The following is a 26428-nucleotide window of genomic DNA, read 5'->3' as shown; positions in this document are numbered from 1 at the left end:
CTCAACACTCCGTCGTCATTCGCCGTCTTTGTCGCCGCCGGTGCCCTTCGCGAGCTCCTGCAGCTGCTGCGTGTTCTTCAGCACCTCGGACAGCAGATCCTCGAGCTTGTCGTTGCCGGCGAGCTTGTTGCGCAGGTCGGCGAGCTTCGAACGCGCCTCGAGCAGGCGGCGCAGCGGCTCGACCTGTTCGACGACGTCGTCCGGGCTGAAATCCGACAGCGAGCGGAACTTCAGGTCGACCGCGAACTTGCCGCCTTCCGGGCTCAGGCGGTTTTCCACCTGGAACGCGGCACGCGGCTCGATCGCCTTCATCACGTCGTCGAAATTGTCGCGGTCGATATTGACGAACTTGCGGTCGCGCAGCTTCGGCTGCTCGATTTCGGACTGGCCCGCCAGATCGCCGACGACCCCGACGACGAACGGCAGTTCCTTCACCTCGATCGCATCGCCCTTCTCGACCTCGTAGGTCAGCTGGACGCGCGGCGGCCGTATTTTCTGCAAGCTTTTCTGAATGCTTTCTTTCTTGGCCATCTCGACGGCTCCCAGGTTAGTTGTGGTTATCGCGTCAGTTGCGGGTTCAGTTGCGCAGTGCGCCGAACGGATCCGCGCTGCCCTTTTGCGCGGCGGGCGGCGTCGGGGTCGGCGCGGCGCTCGCCGCCGTGTCCGCGGCCGGCGCGGCCCCCGCCTTCGGACGATGAACCGGACGGCGGCCGGTGTACTTCTTCGACTGCGCCCTCTGCTCCGGCGGGAACAGCGCCGACTCGCCGAGCGTGTCGCGCAGCTGCTTCGCGAGCGCCTGCGCGTCGGACTTCGCGTCGCCCGCGAGCGATGCATCCTGGCGCAGCTCGCCGAGCGACTGCGTTGCGATCCGCAGGCCGGCGACGGCCAGCACGCTCTTCGCCTGACGATCGGTCGCGTCGCGCTGCAGCGCTTCCTGGGCGGCGACGATCGCCTGCCCGTAATGGTTTTGTGCGAACTGGATTTGCGCGATGCGCGACCACGGCTCCTCGCGCGTCGGATCCGACTTCGCGAGCTGCTGGTACAGGCCCAGCGCCTTGTCCTGATCCCCCGCCTTCGCGACGGCGTCTGCATCGGCCAGCGACTTGTTGAACACTTCCGCAGTCGGCGGCGCGGAAGGCTGGCTCGCACAGCCGGCGATCACGCCGCAAGCCACCACCACCCCAGACAGTTTTGCGAACAGACGGTCTTTCATCGTTATATCCACCGGCGCGTGAGTTTTAAATCGTTGAGAATCTGGTTCTTTTGCTTTGCAAGAAGCGCGCGGGTATAGTACCGATCAATTTTTCATAATTCAATCGTCGTGTGAAGAGTAATTCCTTTTAAAACCGGGCGCTACCCCCTCGAATGGCTTCTCGTTGCGGGCTCGCAGCGGTTTTCCGTCGGGCTGGAAAGTGCAAGTTTTACTGATCGCGCGACGCGCCGCCGGGGCGGCGGAAAAAATTTCCGAGCGCTTGCCACGACGCAGGCGTGCCTAATAGTTGAGCGATGCAACGTCGGGGATACGCAGCGAACGCGGCAATGCCCGGCAGTTTTGACAGGGATAAAGGCGGCACGCCGGAAAAACGATGAGATCGTCCATGATTCGCTACGCGCTGCCGCTGCTTGCGTGCACCCTTCTGGCCGGATGCGCGGCCGCCCCGCTGCTCGGCTCGGCCGCGAGCGCCGTGATGTCCGCGGCCGGCATCGGCAAGCCCGAGGTGCCCGACGCGCAGAAGCCGCCGCGCAACATCGGGCTCACGCTGGCCGCCGCGCAGAACCTGAATGCCGCGACCGACCACAAGCCGCTCGCGCTCGTCGTCCGGCTCTATGCGCTGAAGGACCCGACTTCGTTCCAGCAGGCGCCGTTCGACGCCTTTACCGATCCGACCAAGGAAAAAGCCGCACTCGGCGCCGATCTGCTGAACGTGCGCGAAATCACGCTGATTCCGGGCCAGCGCTATACGGCAACCGAGAAGGTGTCGCGCGAGGCGCAGGCGTTCGGTATTGTCGCGCTGTTCCGCGATCCCGCACTGCAACGATGGAAACTGACGTTCGATCCGGCGAAGTCGGAGAAATCCGGCATAATCATCGGCCTGCATAACTGCGCGATGACGGTCACCGACGGGACGGTCATCGCACCGCAACAGGGTGCGCCTTCGCAACCGCTGAATATGCTGTCTTCGGTGTCCTGCGGTTAAACATGACGCACGAATGTCAATTAACAAGAGTTAACAATTGGCGATTTAATTCGGGCACGAACAAATCGATTACGTCGCAACGCCACATTAACCGGATTTGACATGAGTTATTCGGCCAAGGTGCTGTGGGGGGAAGGACTGTTCCTTCGGCCTCAACACTTTCAACGACAGGACGCGTACCACGAGGCGCGCCTGTTCGAGTCCATCCAGGCGATCCAGCCGTACAACTGGGGCGTGCGCTCGGTGCGCATCGATCGCGACGCGCTCGGCAGCAACGTGCTGCGCGTGGCCGAGCTCGCGCTCGTGTTCCCGGACGGCGCGCTGTATGCCGCGCCGCAGGCCGACGATCTGCCGCCGCCCATCGCGCTGGATACGTTGCCCGACGGCATCAACGAATTCGTGTTCTATCTCGCGCTGCATCCGCTGCGCGAGAACGGCACCAACTACAGCGACGATCCGGCCGCCGGCTTCATGACGCGATTCGTCAGCGAGCAGACGAGCGTCGCCGACAATTTCACCGACGCCGCCGAAGCCGACATCACGTTCCTGAAGACGCAGGTCAAGCTGATCGCGCACAGCGAGCCGCGCGACCAGTTGCTGTCGGTGCCGCTCGTGCGCGTGCGCCGCACCGCGACGTCCGGCTTCGAGATCGACGACAGCTTCGTGCCGCCGTGCCTCGCGATCGAAGCGTCGCCGATCCTGCACCAGCGGCTGCGCCAGCTGGTCGACGCGCTGCAGGCGAAGGTGAACGCGCTGTACGGCTTCCACCGCGAGCCGTCGAAGAACATCATCGAATTCCGCTCGGGCGACATCGCGTCGTTCTGGCTGCTGCACACGGCGAACGCCGCATTCGCGACGCTCGCGCATCTGCACCAGCACGCGGCGCTGCATCCTGAACGGCTGTTCCAGGAACTGCTGCGCCTCGCGGGCCAGCTGATGACGTTCTCGAAGGGCTATACGCTCGCCGACCTGCCCGTGTATCGCCACGACGATCCGGGCCCGAGCTTCGCGCGTCTCGACCTGATGCTGCGCGAACTGCTCGACACGGTGATCTCGACGCGCTATTTCGCGATCACGCTCGACGAGGTGCGCCCGTCGTTCCACCTCGGCCGCCTCGATTCCGGCAAGATCGACGACAAGACCGAGTTCTACCTCGCGGTGTCCGCGGACATGCCGAGCGTCGAGCTCGTCGATGCGGTGCCGGCCCGCTTCAAGGTCGGCGCGCCCGACGACGTCGACAAACTCGTGCTGTCGGCGATGCCCGGCGTGCGGCTGTCGTACACGCCGCAGGTGCCGCCCGCGATTCCGGTGCGCCCCGGCGCGTGCTACTTCGCGCTCGATTCGCGCAGCCCGCTGTACGAGCGCATGCTGCAGGCCCAGTCCGCGATGATCTATGCGCCGACTGGCATCAATGACCTGAAATTCGAACTGATCGCGGTCACATCATGAGCTACGCGCCTTCCCTGTTCGGCGACAACGTGCCGCCGCCCCTGCATAGCCCGGCGTCGACGGACTCCGCGTTCCAGGCCCGTTCGCTGCTCGATCTGCTGTACGACGGGTTCTTCATGCTGTTCCTGCTCAAGAACAAGCGGGAGCCGGACAGCGCCAGCGAGTTCAGCACGCGAATCCAGGAATTCCTGTCGGATTTCGAGCGCGGCGCGAAGAAGCTGAATATCGCCGCCGAAGACGTGTACGGCGCGAAGTTCGCGTTCTGCGCGGCGATCGACGAGATGGTGCTGTCGTCGCAGTTCAAGATCCGCGCGGATTGGGAACGCCGGCCGCTGCAGCTCGTGCTGTTCGGCGAGCAGCTCGCGGGCGAGAAGTTCTTCCAGTATCTCGAGGAATGTCGCGCGCAGGGTGCGGCGCGGTTGCAGTCGCTCGAGGTGTTTCATATGTGCCTGCTGCTCGGGTTCCAGGGCAAGTATCTGCTCGAGGGGCCGGAGAAGCTCGCTTATCTCACCGCGCGGCTCGGCGACGAGATCGCGCACATGAAGGGCAAGCGCGCTGCGTTTGCTCCGCATTGGCCGCTGCCGGATCAGATCGCGCATCGGTTGAAGCGGGAGGTGCCGGTTTGGGCGATCGGGGCGGTGTTTGCGCTCGTTGCGCTGCTCGGGTATCTCGGGCTCAATACTTATCTCAAGGACAAGACGCTGCAGGCGTTGGCGCCTTATTCGCAGGTGATCAAGGTGGGCCCGGAGTCGGCGAATTTGACGATTTCGTTGCCGTAAGAGGCGCGCGTTTTTTCGAATGCCGCTTCATGGAAAAGGACCGCGTGGCGGTCCTTTTTCGTTTCCGCCCCGCTCCTCTGGATCGCTGCAAAGATCGATCGCGTACCGATACGTCACGCCGTCCAGACATCTTCATAACCGACATCGTCGATGATGAAAGCGCGCGCCGGCCGGCAACCGCAGATAGGGCAGAACCGAGGGCAGGTAGGTCGACAGGTGCGTGGCGTGCAGCGGCTGATAGAAATCGGCGGCGTCCGGGTATTCGCCGCAATGAAAGAACCAGCCGACGTTGTCGCCTTCTGACAGCGCGATGCGCGTGCCGTAGACAGGCATGCGCCCGAGCGTCGACATCGTGATGGCAACCATGTCTTCGGGTTCGACGGCATGCAGCCCGTAACGCATGACCGCACACCCGTGTATCGATACCTGCATTCGGCTCCGCCATGTCGCGAATCGCGACGATGAACGACTTCAGATTCCGGTCGCGCATCGTGCCTCCGTCGACATCACGCGTGGTCCATTCGTTCGAAACCGATGCCAATTTCGCACCGTCCATACTAAAACACGCCGCCGTGCCGCCGGCTCGGTCTCAGAACAGGATAAACGCGTCGTTCTCGACGTAGAAGACGAACGCGTCGAGCAATTGTGCGACGCTCGGCTCGTCGATCTGGTCGTGTGCGTCGATCACGATGTCCTCGATCGTCGCGCTGTCGAGCGTGACTTTCCAGCCGGACTGCACCGCAACGACAGGAGCGGCGTCTGCTTCCGCGTCATCGGCATCTTCGAAAAACGCCCCTTCGGTGTCGAGCGTCCACGGCATCGGCGGCAGGTAAAGCCGCCCGGAGAAATCGCCGGGACGTTCGAGAATATGGTGCAGCGACACTGCGGTCGTGGAATCGAGCGACATGGGTATTGCGGTGGTATCCGGATTGATTGCGTTGCATCGGCCGCGAGCAACCCGCGGCAGGCCGTGATTATGCCAATTCCGCGCACGCCCGCCGCCGAACGCCCGTCAGTCGATGCGCGGCATGACCGAGGTCCCCGCAAAAACCGCCGCCAACCCCTGCCTCACGTGTTCCAGCCCGTCCGTCGCGCGCAACGCGATCGTGACAAGGCCGAGCCCTTGCGCCCATCGCGCATCCGGCGCCAGTTCGATATTCAGCATTTCTCCGCGCAGCGAGACGGATTCGACTCCGCCATAACCGGCCACGCCGCGCTCGCCCACTTCCACATAGTACGTGTCGAGGCCGAGCGCCTCGTCCTGTTCGTCGTCCTCGGTTCCACGCTGCAGGATCACGTAGTTCGTCGGCGGGTCGCGATCCGCGAAGCCGACGACGTGAATGCCGTCCTCGAACCTGTCAGTCGCGATGTCGGCGAAAAATCCGGAATCCATGTCCATCTGCTCCTGGCCCGATGATGTCGGCGTCCTCCGGCGGACGGCTTTCGTCGGATTATTCGCATGCGCGAACGCGTCACCGGTTTTCGGTGAAATCGATTGCAATCAGGGCCAATTCGACTTCCGGCGCGGCGCGGTTGCGAGTAGTGTCTACGTGCCCGCATTCCGGCCGCCCCGGGTCCGACCGATACCCGGCGCTCACACCACGACACTGAACCCTGGAGATCTGCGATGAAACGTTCGAAGTTCCTGCTGTCGGGCCTGCTGCTCGCGTCGGCCCTCGGCTTCACGGCCGTCGCCGCGCACGCGGACGACCTGCTCGATTCCGTGAAGAAAGCCGGCGTGCTGCGCGTCGGCCTCGAAGGCACGTATCCGCCGTTCAACTCGCGCGGCACGTCGGGCCAGCTCGAGGGCTTCGACGTCGACGTCGCGAACGCGGTCGCCGGCAAGCTCGGCGTGAAGACGCAGTTCGTCCCGACCGAATGGAGCGGCATCATCGCGGGGCTGCAGGCCGGCAAGTTCGACGTGATCGTCAACCAGGTCACGATCACGCCGCAGCGCAAGGAGGCGCTCGACTTCAGCGAACCGTACACGTACTCGGCCGCGCAACTGATCCAGCGCAAGGACGACACGCGCAACTTCAAGTCGCTCGAGGACTTCAAGGGCAAGAAGCTCGGCGTGACGCTCGGCACCAACTACGACCAGATGGCGCGCAGCGTGCCGGGCATCGAGGTGCAGACGTATCCGGGCGCGCCGGAGAAGCTGCGCGACCTCGCCGCGGGCCGGATCGAAGCGACGCTCGACGACCGCCTGATGCTGCCGTACATGATCAAGACGTCGAACCTGCCGCTGCGCTCGGGTGCGGTGCTGAACGGCGGCAAGCAGGAGATGGCGATCCCGTTCCGCAAGGGCAACCCGAAGTTCGAGAAGGCGATCAACGACGCGCTCGATTCGCTGCGCAAGGACGGCACGCTGAAGAAGATCTCGACGCACTGGTTCGGCAGCGACGTGACGGTGCCGGTCGCGCAGTAAGCGGTTCGCCGCGCGTTCAATGCGTCACGCTTTTCGCGGCGGCGAAGGCGTGACGCGCGGTTGCAGCGCTCCCCTTCTTTCCTTTTCCTTTTTCGGTCAGGCCGACTCGTCGAAGCGGGCAAGCGGCATCTCACCGGTCGGCGTCGGCGCCGGGCGCGCCGCTATCTCGTACATGCTGCGGAACAGGCGGATTCTTGATCGCTGCAATGACAGCGATGGACAAAATAGCCGGCAACGACCGATGTTCGCGAAGCTGCGCACCGCGCGCTTCCTCGAAAGTGCGTCGAGCGCAACGGGCCGATCGTCCAGTATCCAGTGCGCGAGCTGCTCGGCCTGGCCGACGTCGACCGCATTGAGGACTGCGTTCTCGACTTTCTATCGCGGTAGGGCGACGCACAGGCCGGTTTTCATTTCAAGGCCGTGTGGTCGGCTGCCTCTCGCACTCCCAAACGGACATTCCATGCCAATGGCGACCGATATTTCGTCCATGGGGTCCAGTAAAATTAAATAATCAATTTATTAATTTTACAAAATCGAAAACTCGAACAAACCAGTACTTTATATCACCTTATATCGCCGCAATTTCATAAATTAAATCAAACCATATTTCATTTACCAAAATCACGATTCTTGTTAAATAAGGTTAATCCCAGCAAATATACCAGTCGCAAACTTCCCCACAGATCCTAATATTCATCTGCCGAGTCAATGCAATCTCGGTACCTCCCCAAAAAACGGGGTCTGAGTTTAACAAACGATTAATCGAGGGAAAAATGGGCCAATACATTATCGAGTACGCTCAAGATCCGGATTATCGGCTTGCTGTCACGGATCAAATTTCTGGAAGCGCTGTCGTACTCAGAAACAAGAAGGGGCTGACGGGGCGTCATTGCATTTGGGATATCAACTTTGACAACGGCATCATCGCGCTGAGCGGCAGTGGCGACGTGCTGGCAATCGGTGCGGACCGGATCGCACCGGAAGCGTATCTGAAGCTCAAGCCGACTTCCGAAGCAATACCTTGGGATTTCTTCGACAAGCCCGGATACATCGTGCCTTTCGCCGATCCCAACCTCTGCCTCGACGACAAGGACCGCGTCGTTCGGGACGGAAACCCGATCTGGCTCTACCCGGTCAACGGCTCGCCCGCCCAGCAATGGAAATTGGTCTCGCTGTTCAAACTCAAGACCCTCGAATAACACGACGATCAAAGTCGCGCCTCACTTAGGCCGCCCCGACCTTCGCTTCATACACAGCGCTCGAGTCGGATCACGCCACTAGTGCTGAAGCCCGCGGACCGAGAATCCGCGGGCTTTTTCGTTGTGGCCCGTCCCGACACAACTGAATTTACGCGTCCCTCCGGCGACACAGCGCATGTACGACTTGTTCCTGTCGAGGCTCGCGGCCGTTATCGGCGATCGTGAGCTCGACACGATCACGCCGACAGACGTGGCAGAAATCTGGCGAGCGACGTCGGAGAAGTGCGGCATCGTGACGGCAAACCGCACGAAATCCGTGCTGTCGCTCGTACTCAACTGCGGCAGACTCTGGAACATGATAACGATCGCGAACCCGTGCGCAAGGGGTACGTGGAAAGAAGGAGACTGGCCGGCAGAACATCCCCATCGATGACGAGTTGTATGCGTCGGTCTATGCTGTTGCGGATCAACCCCTTCGCAATGCGATGGACCTGGCTGATCTAGGCGCGCAACGGCCATCCGATGTTCTCGACGTGTTGAAGACGAACATCGTCAAAGGCAACCTGATCTTCCGCACACGTAAGGCCGGTGCGTTCGTCACCATCCAGATCCCTGACGACCTCGCTGCATGGATCGAGCGCCTCCTGGCGTGGCGCGGCACGAAGGTCGACATGTCGCCGTATCTGCTGCTCGACGAGGAAGGCTACCCGCCGACGAAGGGCAAGTTGCGCTCGCGATTTGCTAAGGCGCGCGAGTTAGCCGGCATTGACAAGGCGCAGTTTCAGTTCCGCGACCTTCGCGCGCGCGGCGTAACGCACAAGACGATCGACGAAGGGCTCGAAGCAGGGTAGCGCCTGGCGGGCCACAGCGGGTCAGGGATGACGGCGCGCTACGTACGGGGCGCACGGCCGCTAAAGCCATCGCGTTGATTGCCTTGTTGCCGGCGGCGACACGCCGGCAGCTTCGGTGCGCGACGCTGCAATGCATCGAGCACGCGTAACAGGCCGCTCTTCAGCGGGCCCGCAACCGGCTTCTCGACTATAACGTGCGCCAGGAGCGCAGCTCCGATCACCATAACGATTACCGACCAGAACACTACGACCTGGTTCACAGCCGTACCGACCGTGTTGAAAATCATGTAACCGACATTCTGGTGGATCAGGTACAGGGGGTAACTGACTGCGCCGAACCAGACCCACCGCGGGCTGGCGAGCATCGGCATGCGACGCAGTGCCAGCGCCAGCATAACCACGAAGAAAGAGGTCATCACGGCCGCCACGACCGCTGGGTCCAGTGCATTCTCGAAGTGGTCGCTGGAATACGACAGGAGCTGGAATTCGTGATGGAGCGACAGCATCCAGGCTGCGCAAACGAGTACGAGGCGCGACCACGACAGGCCACGTGCACGAATGAGGAAACACGCAGCGCCGGCAATGAAGAAACCGGCATAGTCCGTCACCAGAAAACCCTTGAGCTTGATGAACGGAAATAGGTCCACGAGCACGGTGGAGATGAGCCACACGAACAGCCAGCGCTCGGCGCGATGGATCTGGCCGACGATGAGTAGAATGCCGACCAGGCGATAGAACCGCAGCTCCGCGCCGAGCGACCAGTACGCGCCATCGATTGGATCGGCACCGAAGCCGCCGCCGAGCGTGACCATGTTCACGAGGTATTGCGGCCACGTCGCGACGAAGCGTTCACCGCCGATCGCGAGCGTCACGAGGAAGGTGATCGTGCAACAGACCCAGAAGGCGGGCAGCAGGCGAGACGCCCGTGACGCGATGAAACGCTTGATGCTTCCGTCGCCCGCCGTCATCAGGATCACGAAACCGCTGATCATAAAAAACAGGTGCACGCCCATGAACCCGTACTGCGCGACAGGCTTGAGCGCCGGATAGTGCATGGTCGTCAGGTCGTCGGCGGCGTAGCCTCGAAATGCGTAGTGAAAGAACACAACGGCAACGGCGGCGATGAAGCGGAGAACATCCAGCTCGGGAATTCGGGAAGACTTCACGATCGATTTTTGTTGGATTTGTCGTTGTGGACTGCGCCGGCCGGGCGGCAGTTTGACCTCGCACGACGGTCTATTCGTGCGCGTTCGCCCATTGGACGAGCTGGTCTTAGGGCGCCGTCTAGCGTCTTTTGGAAACGTGACGGGTGCTTTGGAAACGCGAAGGGGCTACGCAAACATCGCGTAACCCCTTGCTGGATATGGTGCGGCTGCAGGATCAACAATCAGCCGACAAACCATTGATTTTGTTTAACTCAACATCACACGACCAACTAGCACACCCCCAAACGTACCCCCACGCTCTACAGGCGTTCCGAATTACCTCTACATCCCGGCACCGACGGCAAGCGGCGCAAGAATGAAAACCGCTGGAGATCTGGAGATAAACGCCCAAAATCGCGGAAAGTCCTTACTGGGTAAGCCTTCGACTATCTCCAAGTGTATCTCCAAATGACCACATTTCTTGGAGACAGACTTGGAGATAGCCTCGCCGGTGATCTGAGCAGAGGACGTTGCTCTCATCTGGAGCCCTGCGCGCAAAGCTGTCCCGCCGCGCCACCGCCCCCCGCGCGGCCGACATCTCCTTGATGCGGTCCACTCGCTGAATTTCGGCTCCCGCCCCACAAAATTGTGCGTATCGTGCACATACCTCCCGATAATTTCCGAAATGAAACTGTATAGATATACAGGTATACTTGCGAAATTTAGAAATTCCGCTAGAATGGGCCTACCATGATTGACTACAAGACGCCCGGACAACTCATTGAAGCCCTGCTCGCCGAGCGTGGATGGACGCAACGGCTACTCGCCGCCGTACTAGACATTAGCGAGTCGACGACGAACAAACTTATCTCCGGCAAACAGGCCGTCTCTGCCGAGATCGCGATCGTATTGGAGGAGGTGTTTGAGGTTCCAGCGGAGCAGTTCCTTTCCCTGCAGAAAGACTACGACCTCGCCCGCGCCCGCTTGGTCTCACGCCCGGACCCCGGAAGAGCAACACGCGCGGAGGTATTTCGTGGTTTGCCGGTCGCCGAAATGATTAAACGCCGCTGGCTGGACGCAACAGACGTCAAGGACATCCCGGCGGTCGAGAGTTCCTTGGCAAAGTTCTTTGGCGTTCCTACGGTCAACGACATTGAATTTTTGCCGCACGCAGCAAAGAAAACAGCAGTCGGCGGGGATACGACTCCGGCCCAACTTGCTTGGCTGTACCGCGTTCGTCAAATCGCAAGCGAGCTTCTCGTCGGCCAGTTCTCGGTCTTTGGCGTACGCCGTGCAATTGATCGACTCAAACAGCTTGTGCTTTCGGTCGAAGAAACCCGAAAGGTTCCACGCATTCTCGCCGAGGCAGGAATTCGGTTTGTCATAGTGGAATCGCTGCCGAGCGCGAAGATCGACGGGGTTTGCTTTTGGCTGGACGATCAGTCGCCGGTTATCGGCATGTCGTTCCGGCACGACCGAATCGACAATTTTTGGTTTGTCCTGCGGCATGAGCTTGAGCATGTTCTGAGGGGGCATGGCAAAGATCGAATCGAGATCGACGCCGAGTTGGAGGGAAGCAAGGCAGGCGCTGGGCCAGACATTCCCGAACAAGAAAGGCAGGCCAATCTTGCGGCCTCCGAGTTCTGCGTACCAGCGAAGTCCATGGAAGCGTTTATTGCTCGCAAAGCACCTTTTTTCGCTGAACGAGATATTCGCAGCTTGGCCGCTGCCTTAAAGATTCACCCCGGCCTTGTCGCCGGGCAGTTGCAACACCGGACTGGTCGTTACGATAGATTTCGCGACCACTTGGTGAAGGTTCGTTCCGTGGTCACGCCGGGGGCTGCTGTGGACGGTTGGGGAGACGTAGCGCCGGTGGGCATTTGAAAGGAATTCACATGCAGACGCGTGCACAGCAATATCAAGCCATCATTCGTTGGTATCGGGAAGAGACCGGCGAACAATCAGTCGATATGCATGAGGTAGCTCGTTTCGCTATTAGCAAGGGAGTCACACCGCCAACGCCTAAGACGCCTGAGGCATTGTTGGCGGAAAAACTCTCCGCTGCTGCGCGCGAAGAAACTGCCGTCGACGATGAAACGGGTAGGCCGTACCGCGTCAATTTCGCGGTTACACAACGTAGCGGGAAGGACCAATTGACGTTGTGGCATACGCTGGACGACGCGCCGCGTCACGTGGCACACAAGGGGCTAATGCAACGGCGTGAACAGATGGTCGGCGATGCGGTCTCTCTGGTCGACGATGCAGATCACTGGAATCGTGTGCATGCAACGGACGAGCCCATTCAGATCCCGCTCGACTTTGAATTTGACGTCATGTTGCGCCGTAACGCGCCGCCCGACGAAGATCAGAAAGCCGCTTAGGCCATACTTTCCGGATCGGCTGCTCTCAACTCTGACCGCCTTACGGCGGTCAGCTTGTTTCTACACGCTGCACCCGCGTCCTGGCATCAAGTCGCCTGCTCGGCGGTGCCGCGAATACGCATAATCGTCTGGCGGCTCGTTCCAAGCTGCCGAGCGATTGCCGCGATACTCTCGCCCATCCCAAGACGGCGCAACGCATCTGATTTCTGCGCCTCAGACAGAGCCGATGGCCGCCCCATCCGCTTACCGTCCGCCTTCGCCCTCGCAAGCCCTGAGTTGGTCCGTTCAATGAGCAAATCACGCTCAAACTCGGCGACCGCATTTAGGACTTGCATCGTCATGCGGCCGGCCGCGCTCGTAAGGTCAACACCCCCAAGTGCAAGGCAGTGGATACGAACGCCGCGATTCGAAAGATCCTCGACCGTCGTGCGCACGTCCATCGCGTTCCGCCCAAGTCGGTCAAGCTTGGTGACGATCAACACGTCCCCCTCTTCCATCTTGTCGAGCAACTTCAAAAAACCGGGTCGCTGGTTCGCGCTGACGCTACCGGAGATACTTTCCGTCACGACCCTGCGCTTGTCGACGGAAAAGCCGGCTGCCTCGATCTCGCGAATTTGATTGACTGCCGTCTGGTCCGCCGTGCTGACGCGCGCGTATGCGAAGGTCCGTGACATGCCGTGCTCCCAATGCGTTCAAAAAGGATGTCCGAATCATATCGCATGTACGAAAATATGAAAGGCTTATTTTTGGACATGGCTACGCGACATGTCCGAAAAGGATCGGTTTCGGACAGCCCGCAAGCGGAGTGGGGCCCGATCTGGGCGGGACCGTAACGCAATCGGCTACATCGTGGCCACCCCCCGCGTCATACGCATTGGGGATTGCGATATACGCGTGCTGGAGCGCGTGGCGGTGGATTAAAATCGCGTCCTAATCATCTACGGGGATTGGGCGACGTATCATGCCAGTAATACTTACAAATCAGGCCGGTAAGTCTACGTTTGAGCAAACCTACTTTGACGCCTCACCCACTCTAACGAACAACGCAACTCTGTTTCTTCGAGCCAACCCGCAATTGTTCACGGCCTCTCTTGCTGATATCCAAGATCTGGCAGGAGCACCAAGTGGAAGCGAAATTGATATCGGCTTTGTCTCCGCGTGGGGGAAAACAGGGGCTGATCGCCCTCCTCCCGGACTTTACTTTTCTGTTACACATCCTACGTTTATTGCCAGTCACAATGTAGTCGGCCTCGTAAACGATCGCGGTCGGCTCGGAATCTACGTCAAGGATGTAGATCTTACCGATAAGGCCCCAAGCGGCATGGGAGCATTGATCGTCGCAAAAATGGTTCGGTTTGCGCTGCGACAAGGGGCTGCGAATATCCGATTGCTCGCAGCGGGCGGCCGATCTTGGCCCTCAAAAACAAGCACGGTCGAATGGGCCGGGTACTACGCTTGGGCCCGGTACGGGTTCAATATGTCGATGTCGCAACCTCTGGAGGACCCAGCAGGGACGCCGATGGCAGGCACTGAAAATGCCGCTCTCGCGCCCTTCTTTGTACACCGCCCCCCGAATTTGGCGAATTGCGGCGCCGTGCAGGATGTGCTACAACAAACTGGTGGGAAGGAGTGGTGGAAGTCTTGCGGCAACGGCTGGTTCATGGAGTTCGATTGTTCCTCAGCCACGAGCGCATCAGTGACAGCGCTGGAAGACTTCTGCAAGGAGAAATCAATATGAACTCGAAATTTTCGCGGTTCACACTCAGTTCCGATCACCTCGACCGGCGCCCCGCCGCATCTAGTGATAGTTCGTCCGGCAGCGGCGGCCCAAGCTACGCGCGCCGCGATGAAGTGAGCGTGACCGAGTTCCGAATCAACCTCGACCCAGCCAACGGCGGCCTACCGATGGTCGACATGGGACGCACTAACCTTGGTTTTCGTGCCGTTGTTGCTCTGCTGCGCGATGGCGAGCTTGGCTCGACCGAATTGCCACCCAAGCAATATGACTAGGCCGTGCTTGCGTCACGACTTGTGCAAAAGCCCGCTGGAAAGCGGGCTTTTTTGTGATCAATGAATCGAGCACGCAGATCGGATGTTCCCGTGCTGCAGATGATGACGCGACGGATCGCAATACTATGCGGCACGGGAGACAATCAAACTAGGTGTCGAGCATGTCCCATTCATCACCGAGTATCCATCGCAGCGCGGAAAGCTTGCCGTTGAGCATGCCCCATTCGAAATCATCCCAAGGGCCGAGATTCTCTATCCCCACCTCGTCTTCGGTTTTCCTCGCGGCGGCCAGCGCGCGCTCCCAAACGGAATCGAGCGTCTGATCACTTCGATACGGGTTGCGACTGTAGTCCTGCTCGGTAACGACGTGGTGCTCGCCGCTTTCAATTTTCAACCGTAGGTTCCAGTGTCTGTTGTACCAGACCTGACGGAACAATAGCTGCTCGGCTTCGAGAATCTCCGAAAGGCGACGCGCCTCCTGCGAAGAGTTGAGCTCAAAGTCGTAGTCGCCAAGTAAGGCGGGACTGTGATCCTTCAGAAACTCAACAATCGCAATCCAGTAGGTGGACTCAGATGTATGGAACAGATGTGCTAGGTCTGGATGAGGCAGACGGAAATCACCGTTCGTGCTGCTGAAGTCCTTCGTGTTGTGCGTAATGAATGCGCACGGAGCGTCGGCAGTCGCAGCCAATGCAACGTCAGCGTATATTTCAACAAGAATAGCGTCCCCGACACTGTTCCTCGCCCTGTGGTAAGGCGCCTTGTTCGCTAGCGCTCGCTCGGTGACGCGCTGCTTTACGGCATCACTTGTGGGAACTGCGGGAGTGCTCCGCAGGAGCTTATGGATACGCTCAATCGATTCACCGACCGCGTCGCCGTCCACGCCAATTTGGTGATCGATTTCGTTTAGGCCGGCGAGCAGATCAGCCTTCCGCGCCTCACCACCGAAGCGATCAATTGCCTGTCGGACGAGTCGAAAGTGACTTTTCAGCCCGCGCCGTGCTTCGTCGGCGACGCGCGCCTTGTTGCGATCAAACTCGTCTAGTACCTGCTGCGGCACAATTAGTTCGACCTCGCTGGCGTTGACCAGATCCTCTAACACGGCGATGGCGACCTGCTCTCGGTAATCCTTCGCCAGATCTAGCCAGACACACGTATCTACCAAAAGCCTCGTTGCCATCGCGAGCCTCGCAATGTTGTGAAGCTTCGATTCTACGACTGCCGGAAAGCGCCTCGAAGCACGGAATCTTGAGACAATATGGGACTGTTTGCTTCGATTGGAGGCCAAGTGTCATTCAGCGGTCGAGAAATGGATTTAATTAATCGCACAGCCTATGTCTACAATCGGATAGGTGCAATTTTGCTACCCACCGAAAGGCATATCGAAAGCCGCTACCATCCACGCGGCTTGCAACGGATGCGAGCACGACTTACGAGATCTCGGCTCTGTGCAGAGATAAGAAGTCTATGCATTGAGGTGTTCGCGGAGATCAGGGCCGTTGAGTATTCGCTTTGCGGCCTCTGGTTCGAACGCGATGAGGCATATCGGAACGCGACACTGCATCGGCACTTCGGAAAGCGATTCATGGTCGACGCGGCATATCGCGCCGAAGTATTTGCACGGCTTTATCCTGGCATGCCACCCAGTGACGTCCAAGATATCGCTATCAAGATTCCTGATAATCTGACTGGTCTCGCTGCGCATCTTGAAGCGGAGCGTGCATGCGCCCCCGGCCCGGGGCTTGATACGCTACTGAAGCAAGCAGCGCAATTCCGGCGAGAGGTTATCGAATTCTTGAACTGCGTTCGGCTGGAGCAAACTCCTATGCCGGCCGAACTGGCGATGCGTGCTCCAGACGTGCTTGATGACGACGGCACCTTTTCGGCGTTGTTTTGCGATCACCTCAGCATCATTGCTGACGCGTGGCTACGACGCCCAATCACGGATGAACTATCCGTTCCGGCATTGTCGTTCGGCATCCCACGTTTTATGCATAGACATTGGATTCGACGCATGTATCTTGCTGAAGCCGTGTCCCACCTCGAAGCGTCGACATTGAGACCGGCTCACGCATCCAATTTATCCGTGCACGACGTTCTTAACGCTGTCAAAGCGCTCAATTTATCGCGGCAGCACAAAGAGGCCCCGAATGGAACAATGTCTTCCGTATCCGTAGCGGAGGCTCTTTCTGAGAATGGCCGTCGTGCCGCTATCGCACGCCACAACAGCAGTCCCAAAGCGAGGGAAAAGGAAGCTGCCTTTCGGCACTGGTTAGCGTGGCAAGCTGGCTCCGTTCGATACAAGAGTGTCGCCGAATTTGCGCGCAAGGTTCTGGATGAATCTGAACATCTAGAAAGCTCGGCAGTCATTGAGGGGTGGTGTCGAGCATGGAGAAAAAACGCAGAGACTGACACTCAAAAAATACCTAGTTTGCGCGCAGGCTAACCATTGTGCTTGCTAGCTGCTTGTTGTGCGAGAACAGCGCGCATTTTGCGCGCCTCGTTCGCATCATGCATGCGCGAATCTTGTAGCAGGTATCGGACACAAGAATACTTTGCTAGCCGTCCCAAATCGTTCCATTTTGGGGGCAATCAAAGGAGATACCTGTATGCAAGAAAAACTCGATGCCCTGTCAGCCGCATCGGCACAATCGACGCGCATTATCCGGATGCGCACGTTGACGGAACGAGTCGGTCTCAGTCGCAGCGAGATCTATCGACGAATTAGCGCTGGCACCTTCGTCAAGCCAATCGCACTCGGCCCACGTGCAGTTGGTTGGCGCGAGGCAGATATTGAAACATGGCTTGCGTCGCTGACGAAGCGAGGTGAGGCATGAATGCGCATGTTCCGGACAAGCAAACCGCAGCCGATCTTGAATCGGCGCGCGTCGCGCAGAAGGCTGCGGAGATCGACCACTACCTTGCACGGATTGCGCATCAGCGCGACCGCTATGCGATCGCATATCGTCGCTGCGATGATTTGGAGCGGCGAGAAGCAGCGGACGGCATGATCGCGGCGGCAACCATATTCGAGCGAGACGGGAAAGCTGTTCCGTCACGACTGAAAAAGGCAACCGAAGCCATCAAGATTGCAGTCTTCTTGCTGGATCCAAGGGCACCGGCGTGATGTCCAACCAAAGTCACTTTGCCGCGATGCGTGGCCCGGGACGCTGGCTTCGTCCGTCGCCGTCTCTGCTCCGTCCCGTCCTCGATTTGCGCATCGCGGCGGTGCGCAGTATCCTGTGGGGGTCGCTGAGACAACAGCGACCCGGATTGGCGTCCGGAACATGCAAAAGGCGGACAACCGCCGCAGCGCGGTTTTTTTACGTCCGCACGCTAAGCGCCTTCAATGGTCGGGCCTTGGCGGGGGTGCCTTCGGGCACGCCGGTTTCCTTTTGCGCCGGTACGCCAACTCCGTCATGTGCTCGGCCACCCCAATTGGCGTTGGGGGCCGGGTTTCGAACCCAGCAGAAGGAGGTCGCACCCAATGCGCCAGTCCACGCACGCCCGTACCGGGCAGCAATCCCACCTCATTCAATCCATCATCCGCGCAGCACTGCGCGACGCAGCAACCGCCAGCACGTACCAAGACGCGCTCGATGCGACCGGCGCAGCATTGGCGGCCATCGCCGCGCTCGTCCGTACGGAGGTGCGCCATGGCTGACCTGCGATGCAAGATTGGCGATCTGGCGATCGTCACGAAGTGCGACGCTCGCGCACGCATTGGCATGCTGGTCGAGGTGGCATCGGCTCGTCCGACGCCCGATCACGATTGGCGCGTGCGGATCTTGGGCGGCCCCGTCTCGGGGCGAAGCGTCTGCGGTCGCCGGTCTGGCGATTTCACGCATGCGGCCGTCTATGACTGGAACCTCACGCCGATTCGCGGCGAAGCGGAGCTGGATTGCACGATCGACGTCGGGCAACTCCTCGCGTCGATTCTGGAGGTGCGCCATGTCTAAATACCGCCTGCCGAACGAAGTCACGATGATCGCCATGTGCGCGGCCCATCAGCTCGCCCAGCTCGAAGCCCTGTTCGATGCTGTCCGTTCGCATCTTGCGGAGGGCACCTACGAGCGCGCGCTCGTCGACATGGGGCAAAGCGTTGCGAGCCGGTATTCGGCCGAAATGCGCCGCACGGCGCAACCGGAGGCGTGCCATGACTGATCAACGCATCCGAACCGCGGTTATCAATGGATTCGACAATGCGCCGCCGCTCGATACCGGCGCTCCGATCGAGCTGCAATTCGCTGTCGACCTGGGCGCGATCTGCGCCGACGCATGGCTCGACCTGAAAGGCGACGTGCGGCTGCACGACTACGCGGCCCATCAAGCCGCTGCGTTCGCGCGCGGCATGGAAGCTGCCATGCAGGACGCAGGCGACGTCGACGCGCATCGCGTGACGATCAGCCGCCAAGCGTTCGCGGCCGGCCTGATGGGGCGCGTGCAGCAACACCTGTTCGCGGCGCTCGGTCTCGTCACGCGTGAACCGCGTACAACGCACTGAGGGGACGAACATGGCAAAGACGAACAAGAACGCCGTGCAACCGCTCGCGTCGTACTTCGTGGCCGAGGTGAATCGCCCCGATCCCACCCGCATCGGCACGCGGATCAGCGATGCGATGGAGCTGCTGGACAGCCTGCATTGGGCGGCCGACAAGGCTATGTCCGATGACGACTACTGGCTTGTGCTGAGCCTGTTCCGCGCGTCCCTGCCGTCGATCGGCGCGGCGCTGGAGGCGGCCAACGACGCCCTTGGCGAGTCGCGGCTCGGCCGCTACGTCTACAGCAACGACGTCACGGCCGGCGGTGCGGTTCTGTCGGTGCCTCGCGCGGCCGGCTAAGACCCGCCGCTAGGCATCGTCGCATCATTCAATTCTTCGCGCGTCGGGTAGCTACTTACCCGATATGGACTACTAATCGGTAGTCGACCGACGCGCGTCCAGTGGGAACCTATGAGTAACGCACCCATGTCCGAATTCGAGCGGGCGAGAGTCGCGCTCGGCTATGTTCTGCCTGACGACCGCGACACGTGGAGTCAGGTGGGGATGGCGCTCAAGGCCGAGTTTGGCGAGGAGGGCTTCGCCCTCTGGAACGAATGGAGCCAAGGCGCGCAGAACTACAACGGCAAGGACTCGCGCGATGTATGGAAGTCGTTCAAGGGCGGCAAGATCACCATCAACACGCTGTTTCACCTCGCCAAGCTCGGCGGCTTTGATCCGCGCGCGCATCGGGCGAAGCCGGTCGATCCAGCGGAGCGCGAGCGGCAGAAAGCCGAGCGCGCGGCCCGCGAAGCGGCCGAGCTGGCCGAACTGACCGAGAAGCAGCAAGCCGCGTCGGCGCTCGCTGAGTCGATCTGGTCGGCGGCCGAGCCAGCGCCGGCCGATCACCCCTATCTCGTTCGCAAGCGCATCCCGGTCGACGCGCTGCGCGTCTATCGCGGCGGCTTGTGCATCGGCACGGCCGCATGCGACGGCGCCCTCGTCATCCCGGCCCGTGACGCGGACGGCACGCTGTGGACGCTGGAGTTCGTCCTGACGGACGGCCAGAAACGCTATCTGCCGAACGGCCGCAAGGCGGGCTGCTTCTCGCTGATCGGCGGGCCGGTATCGTCCACGCTGCTGATTGGTGAGGGTTACGCCACGTGCGCGACGCTCGCGGCCGCGACCGGCTATCCGGCTGTCGTCGCGTTCGACGCCGGCAACCTGCACACGGTCGCAACGGCGCTGCGCGGCCAGTATCCGGACGCCCGCATCGTCGTCTGCGCCGATGACGATCACACGACGAAGGGCAATCCGGGCGTGACGAAGGCCCGAGCGGCGGCCGAGGCTGTTGCCGGCATCGTTGCGGTGCCCGACTTCGGTCCGAACCGTCCTGCGGCCGGCACCGACTTCAACGACCTGGCTGCGCACCTCGGCCCGGATGCGGTGGCCGCGGCCGTGCGCGCTGCGCTTGCGCCGGCCGGCTCGGCGGACGCCGGCAAGGCCAAGGCTGCTCCAGTCGCCGCGAAGCCAGCCAAGCGCCCGAAAACGGCTCGCGCGCAGGACGGTAAGTCGCGGTTCGTCGTCGACGACAAGGGCGTGTGGTTTCACGGCTTCAACAATCAAGGCGATCCGCTGCCGCCGCATTGGGTCAGCACGCGTATCGACGTGATCGCGGAAACGCGGAACGAGATGAACAGCGAGTGGGGCTACCTGCTCGAATTCACCGATCGCGACGGCATCCTGAAACGGTGGGCGGTGCCGGCCGGCCTCTTTGCCGGCGACGGCACGGAGCTGCGCCGCATGCTGCTCGATATGGGCGTGAAGCTCGGCGTGACGCAGATCGCCCGCACGCAGATCGCCAACTATGTCCAGATGGCGCAGCCGGACGAGCGCGTGCGCTGCGTGCCGCGCGTCGGCTGGCATCACGGCGCGTTCGTGCTGCCCGACCGCGTCATCGGCACGGGCAAAGAGGCGTTGATCTATCAGGCCGACACGCCGATCCAGAGCCAGTTCAAGGAGCGCGGCACGCTGGACGACTGGCAACGCGAGGTCGCGGCCTACTGCGTCGGCAATAGCCGGCTGCTGTTCTGCGTCGCTACCGCCTTCGCTGGTCCGCTGCTGCACTTCTCCGGGCTCCAGTCGGGCGGCTTCCACCTGCTCGGCACGACGTCCAAGGGCAAGTCGACGGGCGGTGTCATCGCCGCGTCCGTGTTCGGCTCGCCCGACTACGTGCGGAGCTGGAAGGCGACCGACAACGCGCTCGAAGCCGTCGCCACGCAGCATAGCGACGCACTGCTGATCCTCGACGAAATCGGACAGGTGGAACCGCGCTTGGTCGGCGATGTGATTTACATGCTCGCGAACGAGTCGGGCAAGGCTCGCGCGTCGCGTAGCGGCTCGGCCAAGCCCGTGCTCACGTGGCGGCTGCTGTTCCTGTCGAACGGCGAAAAGAGCGTGTCCGCGCTGATGGCCGAGGGCAACAAGCCCATGAAAGGCGGTATCGAGGTGCGCTTGCCCGCGATCCCGGCCGAGGTCGGCGAAATGGGCGTCGTGGAGAAGCTGCACGGCTTCCCGACGCCGGCCGCACTGATCGAGCATCTAGAGCGGCACGCGGGCATGCACTACGGCACGGCCGGCCCCGCGTTCATCGAGTGGGCGTCGTCGCAGGCCGACGAGCTGGCCGAGCATCTGCGCATGCGCGTCGATGAGCTGGTCGGGCAATGGGTGCCGGAAGGCTCGCATTCGCAGGTCGCGCGCGTCGCTAAGCGGTTCTGCCTCGTCGCGGTAGCCGGCGAGCTGGCGACGGCACACGGGCTGACCGGCTGGCCGCAGGGCGAAGCGGTCGAGGCAGCGCGTCGTTGCTTCGAAGGCTGGCTCGAACTACGCGGCGGCACCGGCAATTCGGACGAAGCGGATGCGGTGCGACAGGTGCTGCATTTCCTCGTCGCACACGGCGACAACCGTTTTGTGTGGATGAACCGGGCGCAGGACGACCATCGGCCGAACGCGCCGCACCGTGCGGGCTGGAAACGACTCGTAAAACACGACAAGAGCCGCATCGCGATTGAGTCGGATCAAGCGTATTACGCTGAGTTCGGCGAGAAGATGAGCGCCGAAGACGCGGAAAGCGTCGAGACGGAATACCTGATCGAGTCAACCGTGTTTCGCAAGGAAGTATGCGCCGGCTACGACCATAGGATCGTCGAGAAGGCTTTGATGAAGCGGGGTGTGCTGATGCTGCGTAGCGATGGGCGTCCGTATCGACAAGAACATATCCCCGGCATGACAAAGAAACTCATGGTCTATCGCATCCTGCCGTCCATCTTCTCACTCGAAATCTAAGCTGCACCGTCGCCGTCCGGGAGGGCGGTGGCGGGCATCCCTTTGCGCGGCACTTTTGGCCCGTGCGTCAAAGTTACTTTGAGCGATACGCGCCAGATGGAACCGGGCGGGCGTTGGCAGTGACTCTTGCTGTATCCGTAACAATCCAGCCCGGTTTATCTCCAGTATCTCCAGCGTTCTCCAAATCGTTTGGAGACACGCAAAGCCTTACCCGATAAGGCTTTGCGGCCGATTCAGGCGTTTATCTCCAAATCTCCAACTTGTTTTGCACTGAGCGGACAGGCGTCGATCGCCTGTATCGATCGCGAAGCCAGGCGGGGCGCGGCTCTCCGGGATTTGAGGTGCTTCGCCAACGCGTTTTTGAGGGGGGTGTCCGCGATGCGCCCCAATCGGGCATTGTTGCGCCGGCCGCAAGTGTCGGGGCGGGTGGAAAGCGGGGGACCCTGCGTCTAGGGCAAAGACGCGGGGGCTCACACCCGCGTCTTTTCTCTACTGACGGCAAACATAGGGGGGGCACATAATAATAAGGGGCCAAATCATCGGCTTACCCTATGCCTAGGCCGTGTCCGTTTTACTGGTGGGGGACGCATGGAAGGGGGTCATACTCGCAGCGGCACGGATCTATCCTGCCGCCGCGATCGGGATGATCTGCGCCCCACTCTGCTTGTCGAGATAGTCCGCCCACCACTGCATCATTCGATGGCGCTCAGACAGATACTCGGCATGGTTGTATGCCGCCCGCACCCCGTCCTGCTCCGAGTGGGCGAGCTGACGCTCGATCCAGTCGGAATTGAATCCCTTCTCGTTCAAGATCGTTGAAGCGAGACCACGGAACCCGTGCCCGGTCATACGGCTGCGATAACCCATCCGGTATAGAGCGTACAGAATCGTGTTCTCGCTCATCTGCTGCAACGGTCTGCGGGTGTTCGGGAACAACCAGCGACGGTGCCCCGTCAGCGCGCGCAGCTCGGAAAGTAGCGCGATCGTCTGCTCGGCGAGCGGCACGATATGCACGCGGCGCATCTTCATCTTCTCGGCCGGAATTCGCCACTCCCGGCGCTCCACGTCGATCTCCGTCCACTCGGCCTGCCGCAGTTCGATGGTGCGAACGAACGTCAATGCCAGGAATCGCAGAGCGAGCCGGGTCTCGGGCTCGCCTTCATAGGAAGCGATCGAGCGAAGCAACTCCGGCAGCTCGTTTTCGCCGACTCGCGCCATATGCTTGACGGGCACCGCCTTCAATGCGCCTCGCAGGTCCGGTGACGGATCTCGCTCGGCACGGCTCGTTGCAACGGCATAGCGAAAGACTTGGCCGCATGTCTGCAACGTCTTGCGCGCCGTCTCGAACGCCTCTCGACCTTCGATTCGTCGAATGACCGCGAGCAAATCCGGTGCGCCGATCGAAGAAATCGGACGCTGGCCGATCAGGGGAAACACCTCGCGATCGAGCTGTTTCTTGACTCGGTTCGCGTGCGAAGCGCTCCATGTCGCTTGCTGCGCCTCGTACCACTCCAGCGCGACGGCCTCGAAGGTGTTCTGTGCGGCAATGGCGCGAGTCTGCTTCTCGACGTCACGCTCGAACGCAGGGTTCTTCCCTTCCGCTAACAGCCTCTTCGCTTCGTCACGCCTCGACCGAGCATCAGCGAGCGACGTCGCGGGATAGTCGCCGAACGTCAGCAGGTTTTCTTTGCCATTGAACCGGTATTTGAGCCGCCATTTCTTCGAACCACTGGAGCGCAGATCGAGATACAGGCCGCCGCCGTCGAAGAGTTTGTTTCCCCCGGCCTCATCGAATCTAGCGTTGCGGCACTTGGCGTCGGTAAGAGGTTTGGTTTTCATTGTTCGCCGGGGGTACGGCATACCCCCAAATCCCGGAAGTCATACCCCGAATCTTACCCCCAAATTTTGGGGATGCCCCGGCCTCTCACGGGACGTCCTGAAACAAAAAACCCGCGTCAGCGCTAGGCTGGACGCGGGTTTTGGGACTTCAGGGTACTACTTGAAACTAGTGTTTGGTGCCGGCTGCAGGACTCGAACCCGCCACCTGATGATTACAAATCAACTGCTCTACCAGATGAGCTAAGCCGGCGTAGCGCGAGATTCTACCTCATTTCACGATCTTGAGGCGAGGTCTGCTGCCGCCTTTCGAGCCGTCGCCGTCGGTTTTCGGCGGTTCGTCGGCGCCTTCGGAAGGCTCCTCGTTCGCGCCGCTGCCGACGACCGGCGCCAACGGCGATACGGACTCGTCACGCTGCGCGTCATCGGCTTGCACGACATCATCGTCGAACGCGCCCGAATCCTCGCCTTCGCCCGCGACCGCATCGACCTGGAACGCCATACCCTGCCCGTTCTCGCGCGCGTAGATCGCGAGAACGTTCGCCACCGGAATCTCGATCTTGTGCGCCTTCCCGGAGAACCGGGCCGTGAACTCGATCCACTCGTTGCCCATCTGCAGCTGGCTCGTCGCCTCGAAGCTGATGTTGAGCACGATCTCGCCGTCACGCACGAACTGACGCGGCACGCGCGTCGAGTTGTCGACCCTCACCGCGATATGCGGCGTGTAACCGTTATCGGTGCACCACTCGTACAACGCGCGCAGCAGATAAGGCTTCGTTGAAATCTCTTGCATCACAATCCTCGAACCCGGAGCGGGCGCGCGGCACGCCGCCACCCGCTCCGTCATGCCTTCATTGCAACATTAACGACGCATGACCTTTTCGGACGGCGTCAGTGCTTCGATGTAGGCCGGGCGGCTGAAGATCCGTTCGGCATACTTCATCAGCGGCGCGGCGTTCTTCGACAGCTCGATGCCGTAGTGATCCAGGCGCCACAGCAGCGGTGCGATCGCGACGTCGAGCATCGAGAACTCCTCGCCGAGCATGTACTTGTTCTTCACGAAGATCGGCGCGAGCTGCGTCAGGCGATCGCGGATCGCGAGGCGCGCCTTCTCGTGATTCTTCTCCGCCGCCTTGCCCTTCTCGTTCTCGAGCGTGCTGACGTGGACGAACAGTTCCTTCTCGAAGTTGAGCAGGAACAGGCGCGCGCGGGCGCGCTGCACCGGGTCGGCCGGCATCAGCTGCGGATGCGGGAAGCGCTCGTCGATGTACTCGTTGATGATGTTCGATTCGTACAGGATCAGATCGCGCTCGACCAGGATCGGCACCTGGCCGTACGGGTTCATCACCGAAATGTCTTCCGGCTTGTTGAACAGGTCGACGTCGCGGATTTCGAAGTCCATGCCCTTCTCGAACAGCACCAGCCGGCAACGCTGGGAGAACGGGCAAGTTGTGCCGGAATACAGAACCATCATATTTGCGTTTCCTCAAAAAAGCCGAGGGCCGGCACGCGGCGCAACCCCTTTCACGGGTTCCGCCTTGCGCCGGCCCCACGCCGGTCAGGCGTGTTTACTTGATATCTTTCCAGTACGCGGCATTGAGCCGCCAGGCCAGGAAAGTCAGGACACCGAGAAAGATCAGCACCCACACGCCGAGGCGTTTGCGGGTCTGCTGGGCCGGCTCGGACATCCACGTCATATAGGCCACCAGGTCGGCCACCGCAGCATCGTAGTCGGGCGACGAGAGCGTACCCGGCGTGACCTGCTGGAAGCCGACGAGCACGTGGGCCTTTTCGCCCGTCTCCTCGTCCGTCTTGTCTTCGAATTTGGCAACGCGCTGCCCCTGCAGCTGCCACAACACATGGGGCATGCCGACGTTCTCGAACACCGCGTTGTTCCAGCCGGTCGGCCGCGTATCGTCACGGTAGAAGCTCCGCAGATACGTGTACAGCCAGTCGCGGCCGCGCGCACGCTCCTCGACCGACAGGTCGGGCGGCGTGGTGCCGAGCCAGTTCTTCGCGTCGTCGGGCCGCATCGCCACGGACATCGTGTTTCCGACCTTGTCGGTCGTGAACAGGAGATTCGTTTCGATCTCCTTCTGGGATATGCCCAGATCCGTCAGACGGTTGTAGCGCATCAGGTTCGCGCTGTGGCAGTTCAGGCAATAGTTTACAAACAATTGCGCGCCGTGCTGAAGCGAAACGAGATTTTCCGTGTTATCGGGCGCCCGGTCGAGCGGAAAATTACCCTCCGCCCGCACGGCCGGCGCCGCCAGCAGCGCACAGGCGGTCGCCCCGATCAGCGCGAGTGTCGAAAGCAGTTTCTTCATGT

Annotated in this window: 32 protein-coding genes, 1 tRNA gene and 1 pseudogene; 21 read left to right on the top strand and 13 right to left on the bottom strand. The window is 60.9% G+C overall.

What is annotated here, in order from left to right:
• Positions 1–15: 15 nt before the first annotated feature.
• Together tssB and A9Z05_RS19045 are read right to left on the bottom strand one after the other, a co-directional pair.
• Positions 16–531, bottom strand: coding sequence for a type VI secretion system contractile sheath small subunit (gene tssB, locus A9Z05_RS19050; protein WP_069619456.1), 516 nt, complete (start codon positions 529–531; stop codon positions 16–18).
• Positions 532–577: 46 nt separating this feature from the next.
• The gene (locus tag A9Z05_RS19045) at positions 578–1213 is read right to left on the bottom strand and encodes a M48 family metallopeptidase (RefSeq protein WP_069619455.1); all 636 of its coding nucleotides are present in this window, start codon (positions 1211–1213) and stop codon (positions 578–580) included.
• Between the two features lie 385 nt (positions 1214–1598).
• On the opposite strand from A9Z05_RS19045, the gene tssJ reads away from it, so the two are divergent.
• The 3 genes from tssJ to icmH all read left to right on the top strand — a co-directional run bounded on the left by tssJ (position 1599) and on the right by icmH (position 4426).
• Positions 1599–2198 carry a type VI secretion system lipoprotein TssJ gene (gene tssJ / locus A9Z05_RS19040; RefSeq protein WP_176730226.1) on the top strand — a complete coding sequence of 200 codons (600 nt, stop codon included), beginning with the start codon at positions 1599–1601 and terminating at the stop codon, positions 2196–2198.
• Between the two features lie 102 nt (positions 2199–2300).
• Positions 2301–3647 carry a type VI secretion system baseplate subunit TssK gene (tssK, locus tag A9Z05_RS19035; RefSeq protein ID WP_006477098.1) on the top strand — a complete coding sequence of 449 codons (1347 nt, stop codon included), beginning with the start codon at positions 2301–2303 and terminating at the stop codon, positions 3645–3647.
• Positions 3644–4426 carry a type IVB secretion system protein IcmH/DotU gene (icmH, locus tag A9Z05_RS19030; RefSeq protein WP_050013105.1) on the top strand — a complete coding sequence of 261 codons (783 nt, stop codon included), beginning with the start codon at positions 3644–3646 and terminating at the stop codon, positions 4424–4426. The genes tssK and icmH overlap by 4 nt, the downstream gene beginning before the upstream one ends.
• Positions 4427–4558: 132 nt before the next feature.
• On the opposite strand, the gene A9Z05_RS19025 is transcribed toward icmH, so the two are convergent.
• The 3 genes from A9Z05_RS19025 to A9Z05_RS19015 form a co-directional block, all read right to left on the bottom strand.
• On the bottom strand, positions 4559–4828 hold the full coding sequence (locus A9Z05_RS19025; protein ID WP_256122027.1) for a hypothetical protein: 270 nt from the start codon (positions 4826–4828) through the stop codon (positions 4559–4561).
• 187 nt (positions 4829–5015) lie between these two features.
• Positions 5016–5333, bottom strand: coding sequence for a hypothetical protein (locus tag A9Z05_RS19020; RefSeq protein WP_069619453.1), 318 nt, complete (start codon positions 5331–5333; stop codon positions 5016–5018).
• A 105-nt stretch (positions 5334–5438) separates the two neighbouring features.
• Complete coding sequence (locus A9Z05_RS19015) at positions 5439–5825, bottom strand: Imm10 family immunity protein (RefSeq protein WP_218077814.1); 387 nt, start codon at positions 5823–5825, stop codon at positions 5439–5441.
• 228 nt (positions 5826–6053) lie between these two features.
• On the opposite strand from A9Z05_RS19015, the gene A9Z05_RS19010 reads away from it, so the two are divergent.
• The 5 genes and pseudogenes from A9Z05_RS19010 to A9Z05_RS37850 all read left to right on the top strand — a co-directional run bounded on the left by A9Z05_RS19010 (position 6054) and on the right by A9Z05_RS37850 (position 8904).
• Positions 6054–6854, top strand: a complete 801-nt coding sequence (locus A9Z05_RS19010; RefSeq protein WP_069619451.1) for a transporter substrate-binding domain-containing protein — start codon at positions 6054–6056, stop codon at positions 6852–6854.
• 234 nt (positions 6855–7088) lie between these two features.
• Positions 7089–7241 (top strand): annotated as a pseudogene (locus tag A9Z05_RS38450) (phage virion morphogenesis protein); the annotation flags it as partial.
• A gap of 386 nt (positions 7242–7627) precedes the next feature.
• Positions 7628–8053 (top strand): RICIN domain-containing protein, encoded by a 426-nt coding sequence (locus tag A9Z05_RS19005; protein ID WP_069619450.1) that lies wholly within the window; start codon positions 7628–7630, stop codon positions 8051–8053.
• A 175-nt stretch (positions 8054–8228) separates the two neighbouring features.
• Positions 8229–8486 (top strand): hypothetical protein, encoded by a 258-nt coding sequence (locus A9Z05_RS36270; RefSeq protein WP_141723442.1) that lies wholly within the window; start codon positions 8229–8231, stop codon positions 8484–8486.
• Positions 8487–8538: 52 nt separating this feature from the next.
• Complete coding sequence (locus A9Z05_RS37850; protein WP_256122026.1) at positions 8539–8904, top strand: hypothetical protein; 366 nt, start codon at positions 8539–8541, stop codon at positions 8902–8904.
• A gap of 38 nt (positions 8905–8942) precedes the next feature.
• On the opposite strand, the gene A9Z05_RS34950 is transcribed toward A9Z05_RS37850, so the two are convergent.
• Entirely contained in the window at positions 8943–10070 is a 1128-nt protein-coding gene (locus tag A9Z05_RS34950; protein WP_256122025.1) for an acyltransferase, read from the bottom strand.
• Between the two features lie 729 nt (positions 10071–10799).
• Here A9Z05_RS34950 and A9Z05_RS18990 point away from each other — a divergent pair.
• Both A9Z05_RS18990 and A9Z05_RS18985 read left to right on the top strand, forming a co-directional pair.
• Complete coding sequence (locus tag A9Z05_RS18990) at positions 10800–11933, top strand: HigA family addiction module antitoxin (RefSeq protein ID WP_011883090.1); 1134 nt, start codon at positions 10800–10802, stop codon at positions 11931–11933.
• A gap of 11 nt (positions 11934–11944) precedes the next feature.
• Positions 11945–12430 (top strand): hypothetical protein, encoded by a 486-nt coding sequence (locus A9Z05_RS18985; RefSeq protein WP_011883089.1) that lies wholly within the window; start codon positions 11945–11947, stop codon positions 12428–12430.
• An 86-nt stretch (positions 12431–12516) separates the two neighbouring features.
• Here the strand turns inward: A9Z05_RS18985 and A9Z05_RS18980 are convergent, their stop codons facing one another.
• Positions 12517–13104, bottom strand: coding sequence for a recombinase family protein (locus tag A9Z05_RS18980; RefSeq protein ID WP_059956690.1), 588 nt, complete (start codon positions 13102–13104; stop codon positions 12517–12519).
• Positions 13105–13391: 287 nt separating this feature from the next.
• Here A9Z05_RS18980 and A9Z05_RS36265 point away from each other — a divergent pair, with 287 nt between their 5' ends.
• Positions 13392–14168: a hypothetical protein gene (locus A9Z05_RS36265; protein ID WP_141723441.1), complete on the top strand. Its 777-nt coding sequence runs from the start codon at positions 13392–13394 to the stop codon at positions 14166–14168.
• Positions 14165–14440: a hypothetical protein gene (locus A9Z05_RS36260; RefSeq protein ID WP_141723440.1), complete on the top strand. Its 276-nt coding sequence runs from the start codon at positions 14165–14167 to the stop codon at positions 14438–14440. Before A9Z05_RS36265 ends, A9Z05_RS36260 begins: the two co-directional genes overlap by 4 nt.
• Before the next feature lie 148 nt (positions 14441–14588).
• Here the strand turns inward: A9Z05_RS36260 and A9Z05_RS18975 are convergent, their stop codons facing one another.
• Positions 14589–15620 carry a PIN domain-containing protein gene (locus A9Z05_RS18975; protein WP_069619449.1) on the bottom strand — a complete coding sequence of 344 codons (1032 nt, stop codon included), beginning with the start codon at positions 15618–15620 and terminating at the stop codon, positions 14589–14591.
• A gap of 405 nt (positions 15621–16025) precedes the next feature.
• Between A9Z05_RS18975 and A9Z05_RS36255 the strand changes: the two genes are divergently transcribed.
• From A9Z05_RS36255 to A9Z05_RS18945, 9 genes are all read left to right on the top strand, one after another.
• Positions 16026–16886 (top strand): hypothetical protein, encoded by an 861-nt coding sequence (locus tag A9Z05_RS36255; RefSeq protein ID WP_141723439.1) that lies wholly within the window; start codon positions 16026–16028, stop codon positions 16884–16886.
• Between the two features lie 163 nt (positions 16887–17049).
• Positions 17050–17277, top strand: a complete 228-nt coding sequence (locus A9Z05_RS34945) for an AlpA family transcriptional regulator (RefSeq protein WP_084044322.1) — start codon at positions 17050–17052, stop codon at positions 17275–17277.
• Positions 17274–17567 (top strand): hypothetical protein, encoded by a 294-nt coding sequence (locus tag A9Z05_RS18970; RefSeq protein ID WP_069619448.1) that lies wholly within the window; start codon positions 17274–17276, stop codon positions 17565–17567. The genes A9Z05_RS34945 and A9Z05_RS18970 overlap by 4 nt, the downstream gene beginning before the upstream one ends.
• Positions 17568–17927: 360 nt before the next feature.
• Complete coding sequence (locus tag A9Z05_RS36250) at positions 17928–18104, top strand: hypothetical protein (protein WP_141723438.1); 177 nt, start codon at positions 17928–17930, stop codon at positions 18102–18104.
• Positions 18097–18399: a hypothetical protein gene (locus A9Z05_RS18965; RefSeq protein WP_069619447.1), complete on the top strand. Its 303-nt coding sequence runs from the start codon at positions 18097–18099 to the stop codon at positions 18397–18399. Before A9Z05_RS36250 ends, A9Z05_RS18965 begins: the two co-directional genes overlap by 8 nt.
• Positions 18392–18604, top strand: coding sequence for a hypothetical protein (locus tag A9Z05_RS18960; RefSeq protein WP_058036685.1), 213 nt, complete (start codon positions 18392–18394; stop codon positions 18602–18604). The genes A9Z05_RS18965 and A9Z05_RS18960 overlap by 8 nt, the downstream gene beginning before the upstream one ends.
• On the top strand, positions 18597–18944 hold the full coding sequence (locus tag A9Z05_RS18955) for a hypothetical protein (protein WP_014722320.1): 348 nt from the start codon (positions 18597–18599) through the stop codon (positions 18942–18944). The genes A9Z05_RS18960 and A9Z05_RS18955 overlap by 8 nt, the downstream gene beginning before the upstream one ends.
• 10 nt (positions 18945–18954) lie before the next feature.
• Entirely contained in the window at positions 18955–19281 is a 327-nt protein-coding gene (locus tag A9Z05_RS18950; protein WP_069619446.1) for a hypothetical protein, read from the top strand.
• Positions 19282–19407: 126 nt separating this feature from the next.
• Positions 19408–22263: a DUF927 domain-containing protein gene (locus tag A9Z05_RS18945; protein ID WP_069619445.1), complete on the top strand. Its 2856-nt coding sequence runs from the start codon at positions 19408–19410 to the stop codon at positions 22261–22263.
• A gap of 621 nt (positions 22264–22884) precedes the next feature.
• On the opposite strand, the gene A9Z05_RS18940 is transcribed toward A9Z05_RS18945, so the two are convergent.
• The 5 genes from A9Z05_RS18940 to A9Z05_RS18920 all read right to left on the bottom strand — a co-directional run bounded on the left by A9Z05_RS18940 (position 22885) and on the right by A9Z05_RS18920 (position 26426).
• Positions 22885–24102, bottom strand: coding sequence for an integrase arm-type DNA-binding domain-containing protein (locus A9Z05_RS18940; RefSeq protein WP_069619444.1), 1218 nt, complete (start codon positions 24100–24102; stop codon positions 22885–22887).
• 174 nt (positions 24103–24276) lie between these two features.
• Positions 24277–24352, bottom strand: a tRNA-Thr gene (locus A9Z05_RS18935).
• Positions 24353–24370: 18 nt separating this feature from the next.
• Positions 24371–24892, bottom strand: coding sequence for a ClpXP protease specificity-enhancing factor (locus tag A9Z05_RS18930; protein WP_069619443.1), 522 nt, complete (start codon positions 24890–24892; stop codon positions 24371–24373).
• A gap of 69 nt (positions 24893–24961) precedes the next feature.
• Positions 24962–25573, bottom strand: coding sequence for a glutathione S-transferase N-terminal domain-containing protein (locus A9Z05_RS18925; protein ID WP_006400565.1), 612 nt, complete (start codon positions 25571–25573; stop codon positions 24962–24964).
• Positions 25574–25667: 94 nt separating this feature from the next.
• Positions 25668–26426 (bottom strand): cytochrome c1, encoded by a 759-nt coding sequence (locus A9Z05_RS18920; protein WP_006477108.1) that lies wholly within the window; start codon positions 26424–26426, stop codon positions 25668–25670.
• Between the last annotated feature and the right edge of the window lie 2 nt (positions 26427–26428).

This window comes from Burkholderia sp. A2 (assembly GCF_001729305.1).
In the GTDB taxonomy this organism is placed as follows: Bacteria; Pseudomonadota; Gammaproteobacteria; order Burkholderiales; family Burkholderiaceae; genus Burkholderia; species Burkholderia sola.
The sequence above is the reverse complement of the archived record's forward strand: the minus strand, read 5'-3'. Positions and strand labels throughout refer to the sequence as shown.